This is a genomic window from Mesorhizobium sp. Arg314 (genome assembly GCF_053714275.1).
The window spans coordinates 209228-225147 of sequence record NZ_JBSKBP010000003.1 but is presented as its reverse complement, the minus strand read 5'-3'; the positions used below and the strand labels follow the sequence as shown (position 1 = coordinate 225147).

21 protein-coding genes are annotated in these 15920 nt (G+C 62.9%); 16 read left to right on the top strand and 5 right to left on the bottom strand.

Features of this window, described 5'->3' with window-relative positions:
* Window positions 1-65: 65 nt before the first annotated feature.
* The 9 genes from ACWGS9_RS05090 (at window position 66) to rpsU (ending at window position 4974) form a co-directional block, all read left to right on the top strand.
* Window positions 66-1214, top strand: coding sequence for an amidohydrolase (locus tag ACWGS9_RS05090; protein WP_454504192.1), 1149 nt, complete (start codon window positions 66-68; stop codon window positions 1212-1214).
* 32 nt (window positions 1215-1246) lie between these two features.
* Window positions 1247-1507, top strand: coding sequence for a hypothetical protein (locus ACWGS9_RS05085; RefSeq protein WP_454504191.1), 261 nt, complete (start codon window positions 1247-1249; stop codon window positions 1505-1507).
* 3 nt (window positions 1508-1510) lie between these two features.
* Complete coding sequence (locus ACWGS9_RS05080) at window positions 1511-1939, top strand: type II toxin-antitoxin system VapC family toxin (RefSeq protein ID WP_454504190.1); 429 nt, start codon at window positions 1511-1513, stop codon at window positions 1937-1939.
* 205 nt (window positions 1940-2144) lie between these two features.
* On the top strand, window positions 2145-2714 hold the full coding sequence (locus ACWGS9_RS05075; RefSeq protein ID WP_454504293.1) for a DNA-3-methyladenine glycosylase: 570 nt from the start codon (window positions 2145-2147) through the stop codon (window positions 2712-2714).
* A 577-nt stretch (window positions 2715-3291) separates the two neighbouring features.
* A complete protein-coding gene (locus ACWGS9_RS05070) occupies window positions 3292-3609 on the top strand; it encodes a hypothetical protein (protein ID WP_454504189.1) in 318 nt (105 codons plus the stop codon).
* Window positions 3587-3730: a hypothetical protein gene (locus ACWGS9_RS05065; protein WP_454504188.1), complete on the top strand. Its 144-nt coding sequence runs from the start codon at window positions 3587-3589 to the stop codon at window positions 3728-3730. Before ACWGS9_RS05070 ends, ACWGS9_RS05065 begins: the two co-directional genes overlap by 23 nt.
* Window positions 3731-3743: 13 nt before the next feature.
* Window positions 3744-4271 carry a hypothetical protein gene (locus tag ACWGS9_RS05060; RefSeq protein WP_454504187.1) on the top strand — a complete coding sequence of 176 codons (528 nt, stop codon included), beginning with the start codon at window positions 3744-3746 and terminating at the stop codon, window positions 4269-4271.
* A gap of 12 nt (window positions 4272-4283) precedes the next feature.
* A complete protein-coding gene (locus ACWGS9_RS05055) occupies window positions 4284-4553 on the top strand; it encodes a DUF1488 family protein (RefSeq protein WP_454504186.1) in 270 nt (89 codons plus the stop codon).
* A gap of 148 nt (window positions 4554-4701) precedes the next feature.
* On the top strand, window positions 4702-4974 hold the full coding sequence (gene rpsU / locus ACWGS9_RS05050; RefSeq protein WP_454504185.1) for a 30S ribosomal protein S21: 273 nt from the start codon (window positions 4702-4704) through the stop codon (window positions 4972-4974).
* Window positions 4975-5077: 103 nt separating this feature from the next.
* On the opposite strand, the gene ACWGS9_RS05045 is transcribed toward rpsU, so the two are convergent.
* From ACWGS9_RS05045 to ACWGS9_RS05035, 3 genes are all read right to left on the bottom strand, one after another.
* Window positions 5078-5275, bottom strand: a complete 198-nt coding sequence (locus ACWGS9_RS05045) for a hypothetical protein (protein ID WP_454504184.1) — start codon at window positions 5273-5275, stop codon at window positions 5078-5080.
* A gap of 10 nt (window positions 5276-5285) precedes the next feature.
* Entirely contained in the window at window positions 5286-5624 is a 339-nt protein-coding gene (locus ACWGS9_RS05040) for a hypothetical protein (RefSeq protein ID WP_454504183.1), read from the bottom strand.
* Between the two features lie 397 nt (window positions 5625-6021).
* The gene (locus ACWGS9_RS05035; protein ID WP_454504182.1) at window positions 6022-6336 is read right to left on the bottom strand and encodes an EthD family reductase; all 315 of its coding nucleotides are present in this window, start codon (window positions 6334-6336) and stop codon (window positions 6022-6024) included.
* A 201-nt stretch (window positions 6337-6537) separates the two neighbouring features.
* Between ACWGS9_RS05035 and ACWGS9_RS05030 the strand changes: the two genes are divergently transcribed.
* The gene (locus ACWGS9_RS05030) at window positions 6538-6897 is read left to right on the top strand and encodes a protein kinase family protein (protein WP_454504181.1); all 360 of its coding nucleotides are present in this window, start codon (window positions 6538-6540) and stop codon (window positions 6895-6897) included.
* 19 nt (window positions 6898-6916) lie between these two features.
* Here the strand turns inward: ACWGS9_RS05030 and ACWGS9_RS05025 are convergent, their stop codons facing one another.
* Window positions 6917-7471, bottom strand: a complete 555-nt coding sequence (locus ACWGS9_RS05025; RefSeq protein WP_454504180.1) for an MFS transporter — start codon at window positions 7469-7471, stop codon at window positions 6917-6919.
* A 174-nt stretch (window positions 7472-7645) separates the two neighbouring features.
* On the opposite strand from ACWGS9_RS05025, the gene ACWGS9_RS05020 reads away from it, so the two are divergent.
* From ACWGS9_RS05020 to ACWGS9_RS05010, 3 genes are all read left to right on the top strand, one after another.
* On the top strand, window positions 7646-8224 hold the full coding sequence (locus ACWGS9_RS05020; RefSeq protein ID WP_454504179.1) for a TetR/AcrR family transcriptional regulator: 579 nt from the start codon (window positions 7646-7648) through the stop codon (window positions 8222-8224).
* A gap of 120 nt (window positions 8225-8344) precedes the next feature.
* Window positions 8345-9640 carry a beta-ketoacyl-ACP synthase II gene (gene fabF, locus ACWGS9_RS05015; protein ID WP_454504178.1) on the top strand — a complete coding sequence of 432 codons (1296 nt, stop codon included), beginning with the start codon at window positions 8345-8347 and terminating at the stop codon, window positions 9638-9640.
* A gap of 66 nt (window positions 9641-9706) precedes the next feature.
* Window positions 9707-10522, top strand: a complete 816-nt coding sequence (locus ACWGS9_RS05010; RefSeq protein ID WP_454504177.1) for an oxidoreductase — start codon at window positions 9707-9709, stop codon at window positions 10520-10522.
* 46 nt (window positions 10523-10568) lie between these two features.
* On the opposite strand, the gene ACWGS9_RS05005 is transcribed toward ACWGS9_RS05010, so the two are convergent.
* On the bottom strand, window positions 10569-10757 hold the full coding sequence (locus tag ACWGS9_RS05005) for a hypothetical protein (RefSeq protein ID WP_320310106.1): 189 nt from the start codon (window positions 10755-10757) through the stop codon (window positions 10569-10571).
* Between the two features lie 84 nt (window positions 10758-10841).
* Here ACWGS9_RS05005 and ACWGS9_RS05000 point away from each other — a divergent pair, with 84 nt between their 5' ends.
* The 3 genes from ACWGS9_RS05000 (at window position 10842) to ACWGS9_RS04990 (ending at window position 15623) form a co-directional block, all read left to right on the top strand.
* On the top strand, window positions 10842-11162 hold the full coding sequence (locus tag ACWGS9_RS05000) for a type 2 periplasmic-binding domain-containing protein (RefSeq protein WP_454504176.1): 321 nt from the start codon (window positions 10842-10844) through the stop codon (window positions 11160-11162).
* Window positions 11163-11290: 128 nt separating this feature from the next.
* Complete coding sequence (locus ACWGS9_RS04995) at window positions 11291-15295, top strand: chemotaxis protein CheB (protein ID WP_454504175.1); 4005 nt, start codon at window positions 11291-11293, stop codon at window positions 15293-15295.
* Window positions 15252-15623 carry a response regulator gene (locus ACWGS9_RS04990; RefSeq protein WP_454504174.1) on the top strand — a complete coding sequence of 124 codons (372 nt, stop codon included), beginning with the start codon at window positions 15252-15254 and terminating at the stop codon, window positions 15621-15623. The genes ACWGS9_RS04995 and ACWGS9_RS04990 overlap by 44 nt, the downstream gene beginning before the upstream one ends.
* The last annotated feature ends 297 nt before the right edge of the window (window positions 15624-15920 follow it).

The window sequence follows — 15920 nt, the reverse complement described above, 5'->3', positions numbered from 1 at the left end:
TGGCACGCCGCGAGAAAAACCCTATCGTGTTTGTGCGACCGGCAAAGCCAAGCGGAGCCCCAATCATGACCCTGACCAACCGCGACCTCATCGAACTCACCGAATGGCGGCGCAAGCTGCACCGGCAGCCGGAGATCTCGAACGAGGAAGAGAAAACGGCGAAGGAAGTCGTCGCCTTCCTCGCCGATACGGGACCGGACAAGGTGCTGACCGGCTTGGGCGGCCATGGCGTGGCGGCGGTCTATGACAGCGGCCGGGCCGGGCCGACGGTGCTGTTCCGCTCCGAGCTCGACGCGCTGCCGATCGAGGAGCTTTCGGGCGTCGAGCATTCCTCTGAGATGCCGGGCAAGTCGCATATGTGCGGCCATGACGGGCACACCGCGATCCTGGCCGCGCTCGGCCGCCAGTTCGGGCGCGACAGGCCGGCGCGCGGCCGCGTCGTTTTGATTTTCCAGCCGGCCGAGGAGACCGGCAATGGCGCGGCCGGCGTCGTCGCCGATCCGCGCTTTTCCGAGATCGCACCGGATTTCGCGTTCTCGCTGCACAATCTGCCGGGCGTGCCGTTCGGCGAGGCGCGGCTCAAGGCCGGCACCGTCAACTGCGCCTCGCGCGGCATGCGCATCATGCTCGAAGGCAAGACCGCGCATTCCTCGATGCCCGAAACCGGCACCTCGCCGATGCCGGCGGTGAGCGAGCTGATGCCGGCCTTGCCCACGCTCGGGCGCGGCACCTTCACTGATGAGGATTTCGGCATGGTGACCGTCACCCATGCCAGGATGGGTGAAGCCGTGTTCGGCATCGCGCCGGGCTATGCGGAGGTGTGGGCGACGCTGCGCACAAGGCGCGACGAGCGCATGGCCGAGCAGGTCGCGGCCGCGGAGGCGCTTGCCGGAAAGATCGCCGCCGCGCACGGTCTTTCGGTGCGCTTCGACTATCACGAGATTTTCGTCGCCAGCGTCAACGCGCCGGACGCGGTCGAGCATCTCAACCGCGCGCTCGACGAGGAAGGTGTTTCGCGCAGCGAGGAAACGCTGCCGATGCGCGCCTCGGAGGATTTCGGCATTTTCGGCCACAGCGCCAAATCGGCGATGTTCTTCCTCGGCGCCGGCGAGCGCACCCCGTCGCTGCACAACCCCGATTATGATTTTCCCGACGACCTGATCCCGATCGGATCGCGGATCTTCATGCGCGCGGCGCGCAATCTGCTGGGCTGATCGAACGCCCAACACCTCATTCAGAAGAGCCGGTGCGCATCGAAACGCTCGCACCAACAGCGATTTGTCGTTATATTGAGTCTATGACAAAGGCACAGATCAAACAGGAACCAACTGGCAAGTGGGCGGTACGCGATTCGCGCAGCGGTCGGTTCGTCGAGGTGCGTGGCGCTGACTCGATGAAGTCATCGCAATTGCCCCTGAAAAAAGGCTTGGACCTTACGAAGCCGATTGCTGAGCAGGCATTCAAAGGCAGCTCAGACAAGACGCGTAAGCCGGCCACCAAGAACTAATTCTTGCCGGGAGCGCTTCTCGACACGCACGCGCTTTACTGGCTGGTCACAGCAGCCGATACGCTTTCGGAAGAGGCTCTCATCGCGATCGCAGAGGGCCAAGCGGCCGGAACGCTTTACGTATCGCCTATCACCGCGTGGGAATTGACGATCGCCTCTCGCAAGCCAGCGCACAAGGATCCGCCCAATCTCGGTGCTGGAACGCCCTCCAAGTGGTTCTCGGCGGTGACGGCCACAGGAGCAAAGATCGTCCCCATCAAACAGCGTATCGCCTGCGAGGCAGCGTCGGTCATAACCGATACCGGCCATAAGGACCCTGGCGATTGCTATTTGATAGCGACGGCGCGCGTGAGAAAGGTCCCGATTATCACACGTGATGCAATCATGCTCGGCCTCGCTTCGCCGAACTATCTGGCCATCATCGTGTGCTGAATTGCGAGACTGCCTCAGCTAGCGCTCTGGGTGATTGCTGGCGGAGACCTCGTGGCGGACCTTGTCGCACGCGCAGCAGCGTTTGTAGATCCTGCTCATCCACTGTTGGCTTCGGGCACCATAGCCGCGCCGCAATGCGGCTGTGAGTAACAAGCAGCGGGATAGGCAGAATATGACCATGGCCCGCCCGACGAAGGTCACCGTAATGCCACCTGACGACGGCTCCGGTCCACCGCACGATTTCTTCGCGCGCGACGCGCTCGCGGTGGCAAGCGACCTGATCGGCGCCACGCTGGCGCTCGCCGGTGTCGGCGGCATCATCGTCGAGACCGAGGCGTACCGGCCCGACGACCCCGCCTCGCATGCCTATCGTGGCCGCACCCCGCGCAACGCGCCGATGTATGGCGCGCCCGGCACCGCCTATGTGTACCGCTCCTACGGCCTGCATTGGTGCCTGAATGCGGTGTGCCTGCCGGGCAGCGCGGTGCTGATCCGGGCGATCCAACCGCAATCCGGCATCGCCGAGATGCGCGGCCGGCGCGGCACCGATGATGACCGGCTGCTCTGCTCGGGTCCCGGCAAGCTCTGCCAGGCGCTGGGCATCGACGGCTCGCACAATTGGCTGGCACTGACCGCGCCGCCCTTCGAGCTTGCCCCATCGCGGGTCGATCCGGCCGCGATCGTCAGCGGGCGCCGGATCGGCCTTGCCAAGGCGGTGGAGTTCGAGTGGCGGTTCGGGCTTGCAGGGTCGCCTTACTTGAGCCGCAGGTTTTGAGAGCGCGAAGGCGATGCCCGCCAGGTGGGGCCAGGCCGGTGTCCGCAATGGGCGGCCCTGGCACTTGCATCTCGAATGTTGCCTTCCTTATCGACTGGCCAACGGCAAGAAATTCCGCGAGTGACCAAAAATAAAACTGGCAGAAGCCTTGTTTAACTCGCAATTCAGGCCTAGATGTAGATTTCGTTGATTTGGCCGATTTGGCTCGAGCGGTGTCAGAGACCCCGCCATTTTACACCGAATTCTCGATTAAAACGTGTTGCGCCTTTCCGGCGCGAGCGTTTTCTTGTCTCGACCTCGGAACAAATCCTTGTTGACCACGGATGTACTGGCAGCAGGTATGTCGTTCCGGGGCTGATACCCTGACAATTCAGCACCCTGCCGGCTTTCGGAAGGACGTGCACACGATAATCGCGCCACGGAGGCTGGAGCGTTATTTCGTTGGCGTTCAGCAGCCAGCAGGCGCCGCTGCCGCCGGCTTGATCGCGAGCCGCCCGATTGGAAGTGTCAAGGCTAATCGATCCGTGCCGATCGACCCGGCTTCCACGAGGTCGCTGTGGAACAGGAGTAAACAATCATGATCACGACACGCTCTGGCAGGCTCAATAGCCGTCATGTCAGCCGCGAGCCCGCAATCCACCGCTATGCACTGGGGCAAAGCGTTCGGCTAAAGGCCAGCTTCAACACGGTTCCGCAGTCCGGCGAGATCTATCAGATCACCGGCCGGCTCCCGGCTCGGGGAGATTCGCTCCAGTATCGCATCCGGAGCGAGACCGAGCGCTACGAGCGCATGGCGACGGAGGACAACATCGAACCCGTGCGCGTGTCGCGGGACGACGAAGACGCAGCTCTTCTCAAAAGGACATTCGGCGATGGCCAAGGGACAAAAGCGTAGCAATCGCGAGATCCGAAAACCGAAACAAGCCAAGGCGCTGCTGAAGGCCGACAGCCCGTTCGGCAACCAGGTAAAGCTTGCGCCGAAAGCCAATGGCTCGCGTGGCGGGAGCCAGACCTGACGAGCGACAGGCGGTGAAGATCGTGATCGAGTTCTACAGCACCCGCACGCAGGATGATGCGCAAGCAATCGCCGCACGCGAGATGCGCGACTCCCCCTATCGCGACAAGGCGATTTGCGTTGCGCGAGCCTATTCGCCGATGCTCGACATTTCGCCGATCGGCGACACCCGCGCAGGCAGGCTTTATCCAGTCCGGCTGGGCACGAACGACAACCCGGCGCGAACGACAATCGCCACGAAGGACACCGCCATGAATGGCCGCAACGATGGCCCCGACGTTGAATTGCCGGCGGCTGTCGTTTGCGGAACCGAGGGCGAAGCATTCGGGCAAGGCCTTTTGGATGAGCTATATGGCCGGCGGGTCGAGCCGGATGGCACCTGGAGCATCTATCATGTCTTCACCGGCGTTCCGGCGGTGGTCCGAGGCCATTGCATGACCGGCATGAGCCGTTCGGATGCCACGCGCCGCATGTTGTCCCTCAATCGTCGCAACGAAGACGCTGGCTGCCGGGCCGTCATCCGGCCGATCGCCGAAAGCTGATGGAGAGTGATCATGCCGCTCGAATTTCCCAACCCAAGTCGAAGCTTCGACGAAGCGCGCAATGCGGTTCGTTTCATCGGTCATGACGGCATGTTCGCGGTGCCATTCTTCATCGAAGCCGATGCATTGGCCCCAAGGGGTCGCCAAGGGCCGGGAATGGCGGAGGCCGCATGCCTGGTGGCCTTCGACGCGGCGCGGCATTCCATCCACACCAGCGCACGAAAGCTCTACTCGGGTGGCCGGCGGACCACCTACACCATAACGGCCGCCGATATGCGGTGACAACGAACCTGCGGACATGCGCGACCGGGTGATCGAACGGGGCGATGCCCCATCGACCCCTCTCGTGTGTCTTGGCGGTGATGTGGCTCGGGTAAGCGACCCGGACAACAGCCGTGGCTTTGAGGCTACCGGCAGCTGAGGAGATGAATTGCGAGTTGACGTGCGGAACAATGACGTGGATCAGGCCCTGCGGGTGCTGAAAAAGAAGCTGCAGCGCGAGGGACTTCTGCGCGAACTAAAGCGGCGTCGAGCATACGAGAAACCCTCGGAACGACGCAACCGGGAAAAGGACGATGCTATCCGAAGGGCGCGTAAGCTCGCCCGCAAGCAGGCCCAACGTGAAGGGCTGCTTCCCGCTCCGAAGAAAAAGCTCCTGCCTGTCGCCCGTCGAAGGGCTAGTCCTGCCGCCGGATCGGCCTGAACCGACTGCACCTTCTCCCATTGAAAAGACACCCGGTGCGGTTCAGCTTCGTCGAAGCTAACCGTCCCACATTCGTTTCGGCGCAACTGCCGACGGAATTGCTCTAATCTCCGGAACGATATCCCCGGCCGGCCGCGATCATCCGGAAGTTTCTGCTTTCGACATCGATAATGGCGCCGCAGCCCTCGCATTCCACCTGCGTGTGCGCGCGCAGCCAACCGATGCTTTTGCGTGTCTCATAGCTGCAGCCGGCGCAAACGACGCCTATCTCGTCGTCTTCAAGCGATCTGTCGGTCTCCACGGATTGCCGCCTAGATCAACCGGTGACGCGCTGCCGTCTCGCGGTCGCGCCGTCGCATTCCACTCGTATCGTTGTCGATCCAGCGCCGCGCCTCCGTTCGCGGTGCGGTTCCTACGGCGCCGTCTTCACTTTTCCATTGAGCGAGGGCGTCCTGGTGCGAGTCCAAGCCTTTCATGTACGCGCCCAGGATCGCGCGCAAATGCGTTTCCGGTTCGCCATCGAAGCGTGCAAGAAGAAAGCGCGCGGCAGCCGTTCGACGGCGGCTGCCATCGATCAAAGCAGGGCGAACCTCGGCGAGAATTTTCTCGCTGGCCTTTTTTTGCTCCGATGTCAGGTGAGCGGAAGACATAGCGTCCTCCTTCTTTATTGGGGCTAGGGCACTTTGGCCGCCCTCGGTCGCTGGCGCCCGTTCCAGAAGCCACCGATAAAGGACCTTACGCCGGTTGCGACTGAATGGCGATGGCCGATCGGGGAAATAGTTGGCGGGCCGGCTCAGGCCGCATCCATGAAGTAAGGCGCTGGGACGACGCGCCACCCGTGGGCCGGTTGGGCCGGAAAACGATTGATGGTTTGATCAATCGAAAGGACAGTCGATCCGGCTGCGGTTCCCAGCGGACGGATCATCCTGTCCCAGCCGCAGGTTCTAAAGCGCGTCGCGCTGAAACGGATTCAGGCGACGCGCTTTAAGTCCTTGTTTTTATGCATATCGTTGCCCCAGAACCGCGTACACTTCTGGGCGACATGTATTAGACTTCCCTGCTGTCGAAAAGGAACATCTGGACGCCGGACTCGTCAGGTGCGTAAAGCCGGCGATCCGCCCCGGCGGCTTTTCCCTCCGGGCTCGCGAAACCCTTCTTCATGGCGTCGAGATCGTCGAAATGCAGCGTCCCGATCAGGTAGACGTCGGACGGTCCGGCCACCACCGTGATGGGCCCCTTGCTGACCTCGTATTTCCTGAGACCCGGAATCTTCTTGGCCAGCGGTATGTGCGTCCCGAAATAGTGCTTGTCGAACGCTTCCGCGTCAGCCGGCTGCTTGTAGATAACGACCATTCCAGCCATTGCGGCTCTCCTTTTTTCGTGGCGGCTAACCCAAGGACGAAACCGCGGGTGGAAACGGAACGAGGCGCTGAAAAGATTCGGGAAATGCAGCTCGAAGGACGGCGGCGGCGGCCGGTCCCTCCATCTGTTTTAGAGACCGTCTCGCTTGTGCGAAGAGGCGTTCCGTGTAGTGTCTGCCCTAAATTCGCGGGGACTCAAACGATGAGAATTGCGCTGATCGTCGCGTTGAGCGCGGCAGTGGCTGGATGCGTGTCCTCGCCGGCCGACTTTGGCGCTTCGCTTTCGCAGCAGGATCCGAAATGGGCCACGCCGGAATGCCAGCAGGCCCGTGCCGCGGCATCAGATTATGCGCAGCGCGAGAAGGAGCACCCCGGTTGGGGCTTCGGTGTCCTGCTTGGGCCCTACAGCATGGGGATGGTGGCGGCGGTCAAGGAACATGAGCAGCAGCAGCGACGGCTTCTGGCCCGCCAGATGCATCTGCAGTGCTCAAGCCAGAAGCTGCCGAAGGGGCTGGATTTCGATCCGGCAATCTACGCGCCGAAGAAGGAGCATTATCCGTAGGCGGCGGGCCGCGTCCCGTTCACTTGCGGCGAAGCAAGAGCGCGATGGCAAAAGCGGGAAGCGACGCCGCCGCCACGACAAAGAAGACGAACTGCAGCCCAGCCGTCGCGGCGACCAGGCCGAGCGCCGGACTGCCGAAGCCGAGCGCCACGTCGAGGAAGACGGTGTAGAGTCCCATGGCAAGGCCGCGGCTGCTTGGCGGAAGATGCCTCACGGCCTCGACTCCGAGTCCGGGATAGACCAGCGAATATCCGAGGCCGGACAGGCCTGCTCCCACCGTGGCAAACGCCGGCCCCGGCGCCAACCAGATCAGCAAAAGGCCCGCCGCCTCGACCGCCACGAAGATCGCGGCGACGCGGGCGCCACCGAGCCTGTCCGGCAGGTGACCGAAGCACAGCCGCGCAGCGATCAGCGATGCCGCGTAGGCCGTGAACGGGAGCCAGACGGGGTGCCAGCCGCGTTCGGCAAAAAGCAGCGCCGCGAACGACAGGATCGCGCCGTAGCCGAGGCTGCTGAGAGCCGCGCCTATACCCGGAAGCCAGACGGCTTGCCGGATACCATCTTTACTATCCAAGCCGGCGTCAGCTCTCGCCGGCGATGGCGGTGATCGTCGAGGCGCTGCGTCATCGGGGCTGAGCTTGCCAAACGGCTCTGCGTCGGCGGCAGGACAGCCTCCCGGAAAATAGATTGCGCTCGAACGCCAAACCAATTAAAGATTACGAACGCAATCTAAATCAGGAGACTGACGATGCGCGTAAGCCGCGTTCAGGCTGAGGAAAATCGCCAGACTGTCATCAATGTGGCAAGCCGCCTTTTCCGCGAACATGGCTTTGACGGCATCGGGCTGAAAGATTTGATGAAGGGCGCGGGACTCACCCAGGGCGCCTTCTACAAGCAGTTTGCATCCAAGGAGGATTTGGCGGCGCAAGCGTCGGAGCGTGCACTGGAGAGCGCGTCCGGCCGATGGTCGGCAGCCATCGCAGCCAGCCCCCAAGACCCACTCGACGCGGTGATCGCGTTCTATCTCAGCATGGGCCATCGCGATGAAAAGATGGACGGCTGTCCAGTCGCCGCGCTCGGGTCGGACGCAGCCAGACAGGGCACTGACATAAAGGCGGCCTTCGAGACCGGCGTGAGGGCGTATCTCGAGATGGTCGGAAACATGATTGCCGGGACGGTTGGCCAAAAAGCCGATGACAAGGCCATGGCGGTTCTTTCGACCATGGTTGGCGCGCTGCTCTTATCGCGCGTCGTCAACGACCCTGAACTCGCGCAAGCCTTCCTGAATGCGGCAGGCCAGCAAGTTCGCGAAACCGTGGCCAGATGAAAGCCTCCGGCGCCGCCATTTCGGCGCTGCGGCGGCGCGGATCGTTAGGCAGTGACCAGGATCGAAAGCAGCGCAAGATCGCCCGCATGGGACCACGAGCGCGTGCCAACAGGAGCATAGATGCGACGTATTGTTATTACGGGCATGGGCGCGGTGACGCCCCTGGCCGCGGATGTCGAAACATCGTGGGCGCGCCTGCTGGCCGGCCGCTCGGGCATCCGCAGGCTTCCAGATGAAATGGTGGAAACTCTGCCGGCGAAGGTCGGCGGAATGGTTCCCTCGCTGGAAGAAGATCCCGAAGCCGGTCTCGATCCGGATGCTTTCATGGCACCGAAGGACCAGCGCAGAATCGACCGCTTCATTCTGTTCGCGCTGGCGGCGGCGGAAGAGGCGCTCGCCCAGGCGCGGTGGAAGCCGGTTTCGGAAAATGACCGGGTCCGCACCGCGACAATCATCGCTTCGGGCGTCGGCGGCTTCCCTGCCATAACCGAGGCGGTGCGAACGGTCGACCAGCGCGGCGTGCGGCGTCTTTCGCCGTTCACGGTGCCGTCCTTCCTGGTGAACCTCGCGGCGGGCCACATCTCGATCCGCTACGGCTTCAAGGGCCACATCGGCGCACCGGTGACGGCATGCGCCGCCGGCATCCAGGCGATCGGCGACGCGGCTCGTATCATCCGCGCCAATGAAGCCGATATCGCCGTGTGCGGCGGCACCGAAGCATGCATGAATGTCGTCAGTCTCGGCGGCTTTGCCGCGGCGCGCTCGCTTTCAACCTCGTTCAATCACCGCCCCGACCAAGCCTCTCGTCCTTTCGACATGGCGCGGGATGGTTTCGTCATGGGCGAAGGCGCCGGCATCCTGGTCATCGAGGAATTGAGCCATGCGCTTGCGCGCGGTGCCAAACCGCTCGCCGAGGTCATCGGCTACGGCACGACGGCGGATGCCCATCACGTCACATCCGGTCCCGAGGACGGCGACGGCGCGCGCCGCGCCATGGAGATCGCGATCGCCCAGGCCGGGATTTCACCGCATGAGATTCGCCATCTCAACGCGCACGCGACCTCCACGCCGGTGGGCGACCTGGGAGAAATCGAAGCGATCAAAAGCGTCTTCGGAACAGATTTCTCGATAGCGGTCAGCGGAACGAAGTCGGCGACCGGGCACCTGCTCGGGGCCGCCGGCGGGCTCGGCGCGATCTTCACGATCCTGGCGCTCAGGGATCAGGTGGCGCCGCCGACACTCAATTTGAGCACCCCCGATCCGGCAGGTGACGGAATAGACTTCGTCGCGAACAAGGCTCGGCCAATGAAAATGGACTACGCGATCAGCAACGGCTTCGGCTTTGGTGGAGTGAATGCCAGTGCGTTGTTCCGGCGTTGGGACGAACACGGCGCAAGCGCTGGGGCGGGCTCATGATCGACGCTCCGCTTCGACCTCCCTGCTTCGCCCAACTCCAGATCCGACCCAGAGAAAGTGACCTCCATGGATAACACCATTCCCGGCGTCGCCCTCGTCACGGGGGCGTCCTCCGGCATCGGGCGCGCAACGGCCAATACGCTGCGGAACGCAGGTTTTCGCGTGTTCGGAACCAGCCGTCGCGCGGTTCCCGAAAAATTCGATGGCGTTACCATGCTGACCTGCGACGTGACCGACGACGCGTCCGTATCGAAGCTGGTAGACGACGTGCTGGCCGAGACCGGGCGCATAGACCTGCTCGTCAACAATGCCGGCATCGGCCTGCTCGGTGGCGCGGAGGAATCTTCGACGGCACAGGCTCAGGCGCTGTTCGATGTGAACGTCTTCGGTGTCATCCGGATGACCAATGCGGTGCTGCCGGCAATGCGGCGTCAACGGAACGGCAGAATCGTGAATCTGAGTTCCGTGCTGGGCCTAATTCCGGCTCCCTATTCCGCCCTCTATTCGTCGACCAAACACGCCATCGAAGGCTATTCCGAATCGCTGGACCATGAACTGCGCTCGTTCGGAATTCGCGTGGTGCTGGTCGAGCCCGCTTACACGCGCACGTCCTTTGAAGAAAATCTCTCCAGGCCCGATCGGTTGCTGGATGTTTACGACGCTGCACGTGCCGGCATGGATGCGGTCCTGCGTAAAGCGATCGAGCAAGGCGATGCTCCCGAGGTCGTAGCCAGAGCGGTCTTGCAAGCAGCGACCGCCTCCGTTCCAAGGAGGCGCTACCAAGCGGGGAAGATCGCTCGCCAGATCGGCTTCCTGCGCCGTTTCGTTCCCGAATCTGCTTTCGACAAGAGCCTGCGCAAGCAGAATGGCTTGCCCGTCTGACATCCGAGCCGATAACAGTCTGTGCTTGCAGGCGCCCAAGGCTTGGCTAGCGTGGGAGCAGCCGGGAGACCTTGAGCCGCGGTGCGAAAAAGCAGCGCAGATAGGGCTGGTTGGTTATGACGTAGTGGTTCTCGCAGATATGGTACCGGCCGTCTGGCGATTCCTGCACGCGGTCTGGCGGGATGTTGAAACCATCGGGCAGATAGACGTAGCCGCCGTCGACCCTGGACTGCACCGAAGACTCCGGTATGGGGCGGCAATCCGTCCCGCCGCAACACTTGAAGTTCGTTACCGGATCGACCTTGTTTTGGTACCAGTCATGGGCATTGGCGCCTGTGGCGGCGGCAAGACACATGGCTGTGACGATGACCCTTCGCATGGCATCCTCGACGAGGCGGAGGTGCTGCTCGTTCGAGTGTCATGTATATTAGCGTTCCGCCGGGAACGCCATTGGCCCGCGAAGCCACGCAAGCGACGCCCGGCCGCCGGCCGGCTGGTGCGGCCCTTCGACCACGCGCTGAAGGCGGTCTCAAGCTTCTATCTGGTCTACCCGCCGGAAGCGATCCGCCAGCGTAAGGTGAAGGCGTTTCGGGACTGGCTGCTTGAGGAAATTGGGCCGCCTGACGGACCAATGCGATGAAGTCACGGGCTGAGTTCAGGCGGCCTTGTTGCGCTGGAATTGCATCCCCACGGCGTTTGACGCGTTTTTGTAGGAACGTGGAGCGATCATCATTGTATGATGCCAGTCACGCACCTTGAGAAGCGTCCATGGCAAAGCGACCAGACAAAAAGGAAAATCGTTCGCGCCGCCGCCCGAAGGCGAAGCCGATAGACGCCAGCGGGTCGAGGGCCGCCGACGCAGATTCGGACAAAGTCATTCCGGTCGTCGGCATCGGCGCCTCGGCCGGTGGCATCGAAGCCCTGAGCAACTTCTTCGATGCGATGCCGGCCGACAGCGGCTGCGCCTTCGTGGTGGTGCTGCATCTCGACCCGAAACGCGAAAGCGAGATGGCCCGCATCCTGAGCGGCCATACCAAAATGCCGGTCGCGCAGGTCGAGGACGGAATGCGGCTCGCGCCCGACCACGTCTTCGTCATCGCCCCCGCAACCGAGATCAAACTGGCAGGGGGCAGGCTGGAAGTTTCGAAACCTTCGGAGCCGCGCGGCCAGCGGCATCCGGTCGATGTCCTGTTTGCCTCGATCGCGACGGAGCAGCGCCAGCGTTCGGTCGCCATCGTGTTCTCGGGCACGGGAAGCAACGGCACAGAGGGCCTGAAGGAGATCAGGGCCGAGGGCGGCATGAGCCTGGTGCAGGCGCCGGAAACGGCCAAGTTCGACGGCATGCCGAGGAGCGCGATCGCCGCCGGTCTCGCCGACCACGTGCTGGCTCCCGAGAGGATGCCCGAAATCCTGCTTGCCTATGTCCATCACGATTACGTTTCCGCCCCTGCCCAGGTCGAGCCCGTCTCCCCGATGGGCGAGGCGACGATCGACCAGCTCCTGGAGGTCGTGCGCGCCCGCAACGGACACGATTTCGGCAGCTACAAGCGCAACACACTCACGCGGCGCATTCATCGCCGCATGGGGCTGAGGAACATCGAAACGCTCGCCGACTACGTGCACGACCTGCACGCCAATCCTGATGAACTGGCCATCCTCGTCACCGACCTGATGATCAGCGTCACCGGTTTCTTCCGTGACGCGGAGGCGTGGCGGGCGCTCGGCGAACTGGTGATCGCGCCCCTCGTCGCCGAGCGCGAAAGCGGCCGACCGGTTCGTATCTGGGTACCCGCCTGCGCCACCGGAGAAGAAGCCTATTCCATTGCCATGCTGGTGACCGAGCACGCCGAAGCCGCGGGGAAGCGTTTCGACGTGAAGGTTTTCGCCACGGATGCGCAGGAAGACAATCTGCGCAAGGCGCGCGACGGCATCTACCCGGCGGCAGCGCTTGCCGGCTTCCCGCCGGAACGGGTCCGCCGCTTCTTCGAGAAGCTCGACGGCTCGTTCCAGGTCAGCAAGGAGCTTCGCGACATGGTGGTGTTCGCGACACAGAATCTGTTGCGCGACCCGCCGTTCTCGCGGCTCGACATCGTCTCATGCCGTAATTTCCTGATCTATCTCGAGGCGGAAGCGCAGCAGCGCATCATCGCCCAATGCCATTTCGCCCTGCGTTCGGACGGACACCTGTTTCTCGGCAATGCCGAGACGATCGGACGGCATGACGACCTGTTCGAAACGGTCTCGAAGAAATGGCGGATATACCGCCGGACCGGGCCGACAAGGCACGACCTCGTCGATTATCAGCCGCTGCGCGGTTCGACCGCGGCAGGACCAGCGGAAGGGCAGTCGAGCGCGCCACAGGAAGCAGGTTGCACACCTGTCGCCGACGTCGCCCGCCGCGCATTGCTGGAGCGCTACGCGCCGGCTTCCGCGCTCATCGACCAGAAGGGACGCGTCGTCTATTTCCATGGAACGACCCGCGACTATCTGGAACAGCCGTCGGGCGAGCCCACCAGGGACCTGCTGGCGATGGCCCGCGATGGGTTGGCCTTGACACTTCGCGGCGCGCTACGCGACGCCTCGAGGGGCGACAAGAGCGTCACGGTCCATGGCCGCATGCACCGCAGCGGATCGTCGCGAGACGTCACCATGACGGTGGTGCCGCTGCCCCCTTCGCCGCAAGGCAGCAAATTCACGCTCGTGAGCTTCACACCAGGGCCGCCGGCAGCCGAATCCAGGCCGCCCCCTGCCCGCGAGGATGCAAGGGATACGAATGCCGGCGAGCAGGCGCTGCAGGAAGAGCTCACTTCGATGCGCGCCGAGTTGCGCAACACGATCGAGCATCTGGAAACCGCCAACGAGGAGCTGAAGGCGTCGAACGAGGAAGCGACCTCGATGAACGAGGAACTGCAGTCCACCAATGAGGAACTGGAGACCTCCAAGGAGGAACTGCAGTCCTTCAACGAGGAACTGAACACCGTCAACAGCCAGCTCCAGCACAAGATCGCCGAACTGGAATGGAGCACCAACGACCTGAACAACCTGCTGGCGGGGTCGGAAACGGCGACGCTGTTCCTGGACGACAAGCTGGCGATCAAGTGGTTCGCGCCGGCGACGAAGGAACTGTTCGATCTGGTGACGTCGGACATCGGCCGGCCGATCGCCCATTTCGCGCGCAAATTCTCCGACGAGAATCTTTTGTCGGACGCCGAAACGGTGTTGAAGAGGCTGACCACCATCGAGGTCGAGGTCCCGGGCGATGCGGGACAGTGGTTCCTGCGGCGCATGCTGCCCTACCGCACGCGCGACAATCGCATTGCCGGCGTCGTCGTCACTTTCGACGACGTCACCGAACGCAAAGCGGCCGCGCTGGCGGTCAATGATGCGAGGATCTATGCCGAAGCCATCGTCGGGACCGTGCGGCAGCCCTTGCTCGTCCTCGACGCCAGGCTGCGCGTCCAGTCGGCCAATCGGGCCTTCTATGAGCTATTCAGGGTGGCGGCGAAGGAAACCGTGGGCAGCCTGCTGTACGATCTCGGCAACGGGCAGTGGGACATTCCCGCCCTGCGCACGCTTCTCGCGGAAGTCCTGTCGAAGAACCGGGAAGTCACCGACTACGAGGTGGAACACGGTGTTCGCGACACAGGACGGCGCTGCATGCTGCTCGATGCCCGCAGGCTCGCTCAGGGAGGTGGCCGCGACGATCTGATCCTGCTCGCCATCGAGGATATCACCGAGCGCAAGCATGCCGAGGGCGTGGCAAAACGGCTGGCCGCGATCGTTGAATCCTCAGACGATGCGATCATGAGCAAGACCCTCGACGGCATCATAACCAGCTGGAACGAAGGTGCGCGGCGACTGTTCGGCTATGAGACCGAAGAGATCGTCGGCAAGTCCGTCATGACCTTGGTGCCACCAGATCGCCACGAGGAGGAGGTGCATATTCTGAACCGTATCCAGAGCGAGCATATCCAGCATTACGAAACGCGACGCCAGCGCAAGGACGGGAGCATCGTCTGGGTTTCGTTGACCGTATCCCCGATCAGGGACGAGGCGGGCAACGCCGTCGGCGCATCCACGATCGCGCGCGACATGACCGAGCGCCGCCGCGCCGACCAGCACAGGAAAACCCTGATGGCCGAGCTCAACCACCGCGTCAAGAATACGATGGCGGTTGTCCAGTCCATCGCCTCCCAGACGCTCAGCCACGCATCCTCGCTGGACGAAGCACGGGGTGCATTCAGTTCGCGGCTGCTCAACCTTGCAAATGCCCACGACGTGTTGACGCGCGAAAGCTGGCAGAGCGCCAATCTTGGCGACATCATTTCCGACACGGTCAAGCCGCACGGGGGCGGACAAAACCGCTTCCGGATCGAAGGTCCCGATGTCAGGCTCACGCCAAGCGCGTCGCTGGCAATTTCGATGGCCTTGCACGAACTCAGCACCAATGCCGCCAAGTATGGCTCGCTGTCGTCCAAAGGCGGCCATGTCGTGATCGTCTGGCGGATCGAAGGTGCCGACGGCAACCGCCGGCTTGTCCTGCACTGGGAAGAGGCCGGTGGCCCCCAGGTTGCCAAACCGAAACGCAAGGGCTTCGGCTCGCGCCTGATCGAGCGGGCGCTGGCATCGGAACTTGGCGGCGATGTGCGCGTTGACTACGCGTCCACCGGCCTTGTGTGCACGATCGTGGCACCCCTGCCTGCCGGGCAACGATTGCTTGGAGAGCGGGGTGAGGAACAAGGAGGCAAGGCGGGTCCTGATCGTCGAGGATGAGGTCCTCGTCGCCATGCTTCTGGAAGACCTGCTGTCTGAAATGGGGCATCAAGTAATCGGGACTTTTGCCCAGGTGGACGAAGCCATGCAGTTCGCCAACGAAGCGGATGTGGACTTCGCCGTTCTCGACATAAACCTGGCTGGCTCAACGTCCTTCCCGGTGGCCGAAATTCTGCGCCGGCGCGGCATCCCTTTCCTCTTCGCCACCGGCTACGGTTCCCCCGGCCTGACCGGCGGGTTCGAAAACGAGCTGACGCTGCAGAAGCCGTACGAGCCCCGGGAGTTGAAGCGGGCGATAGCAGAAGCATCCGCGCGGGTCAGCGGTTGATCGACGGGTGGCGGTCCAGGCCGAAAATTCGCGCCGCGCGCATGGCCCCTCAGACCGCTGGGCAGATAGCGCCAGTGCGGAGCGGTAAAGCAAATCAAGGCGACGATGAAACTTTCGACGGCCCTTCTAATTCAGTTGGAAGGAGGATCCTTGAAATGACTGAACCCGGTGAAGGCAGTTCCCATGACCGCATTGACGACAAACAGCTCGTCATTTTGCTGAGAGAGAAAACAGGCATCTCGGACGCTCAAGCCAGGAGGTTGATAAAGGCGATAGGCCGCGACCGACCTTCGCTTT

Coding starts and splice junctions, on each gene's coding strand:
- ACWGS9_RS05075 (WP_454504293.1), top strand. CDS start 2,145: ATGCCACCTGACGACGGCTCCGGTCCACCGCACGATTTCTTCGCGCGC.
- ACWGS9_RS05035 (WP_454504182.1), bottom strand. CDS start 6,336: ATGGCTGGAATGGTCGTTATCTACAAGCAGCCGGCTGACGCGGAAGCG.
- ACWGS9_RS05090 (WP_454504192.1), top strand. CDS start 66: ATGACCCTGACCAACCGCGACCTCATCGAACTCACCGAATGGCGGCGC.
- ACWGS9_RS05055 (WP_454504186.1), top strand. CDS start 4,284: ATGCCGCTCGAATTTCCCAACCCAAGTCGAAGCTTCGACGAAGCGCGC.
- ACWGS9_RS05040 (WP_454504183.1), bottom strand. CDS start 5,624: ATGTCTTCCGCTCACCTGACATCGGAGCAAAAAAAGGCCAGCGAGAAA.
- fabF (WP_454504178.1), top strand. CDS start 8,345: ATGCGACGTATTGTTATTACGGGCATGGGCGCGGTGACGCCCCTGGCC.
- ACWGS9_RS05070 (WP_454504189.1), top strand. CDS start 3,292: ATGATCACGACACGCTCTGGCAGGCTCAATAGCCGTCATGTCAGCCGC.
- ACWGS9_RS04995 (WP_454504175.1), top strand. CDS start 11,291: ATGGCAAAGCGACCAGACAAAAAGGAAAATCGTTCGCGCCGCCGCCCG.
- ACWGS9_RS05010 (WP_454504177.1), top strand. CDS start 9,707: ATGGATAACACCATTCCCGGCGTCGCCCTCGTCACGGGGGCGTCCTCC.
- ACWGS9_RS05030 (WP_454504181.1), top strand. CDS start 6,538: ATGAGAATTGCGCTGATCGTCGCGTTGAGCGCGGCAGTGGCTGGATGC.
- ACWGS9_RS05020 (WP_454504179.1), top strand. CDS start 7,646: ATGCGCGTAAGCCGCGTTCAGGCTGAGGAAAATCGCCAGACTGTCATC.
- ACWGS9_RS05000 (WP_454504176.1), top strand. CDS start 10,842: ATGGGCATTGGCGCCTGTGGCGGCGGCAAGACACATGGCTGTGACGAT.
- ACWGS9_RS05065 (WP_454504188.1), top strand. CDS start 3,587: ATGGCCAAGGGACAAAAGCGTAGCAATCGCGAGATCCGAAAACCGAAA.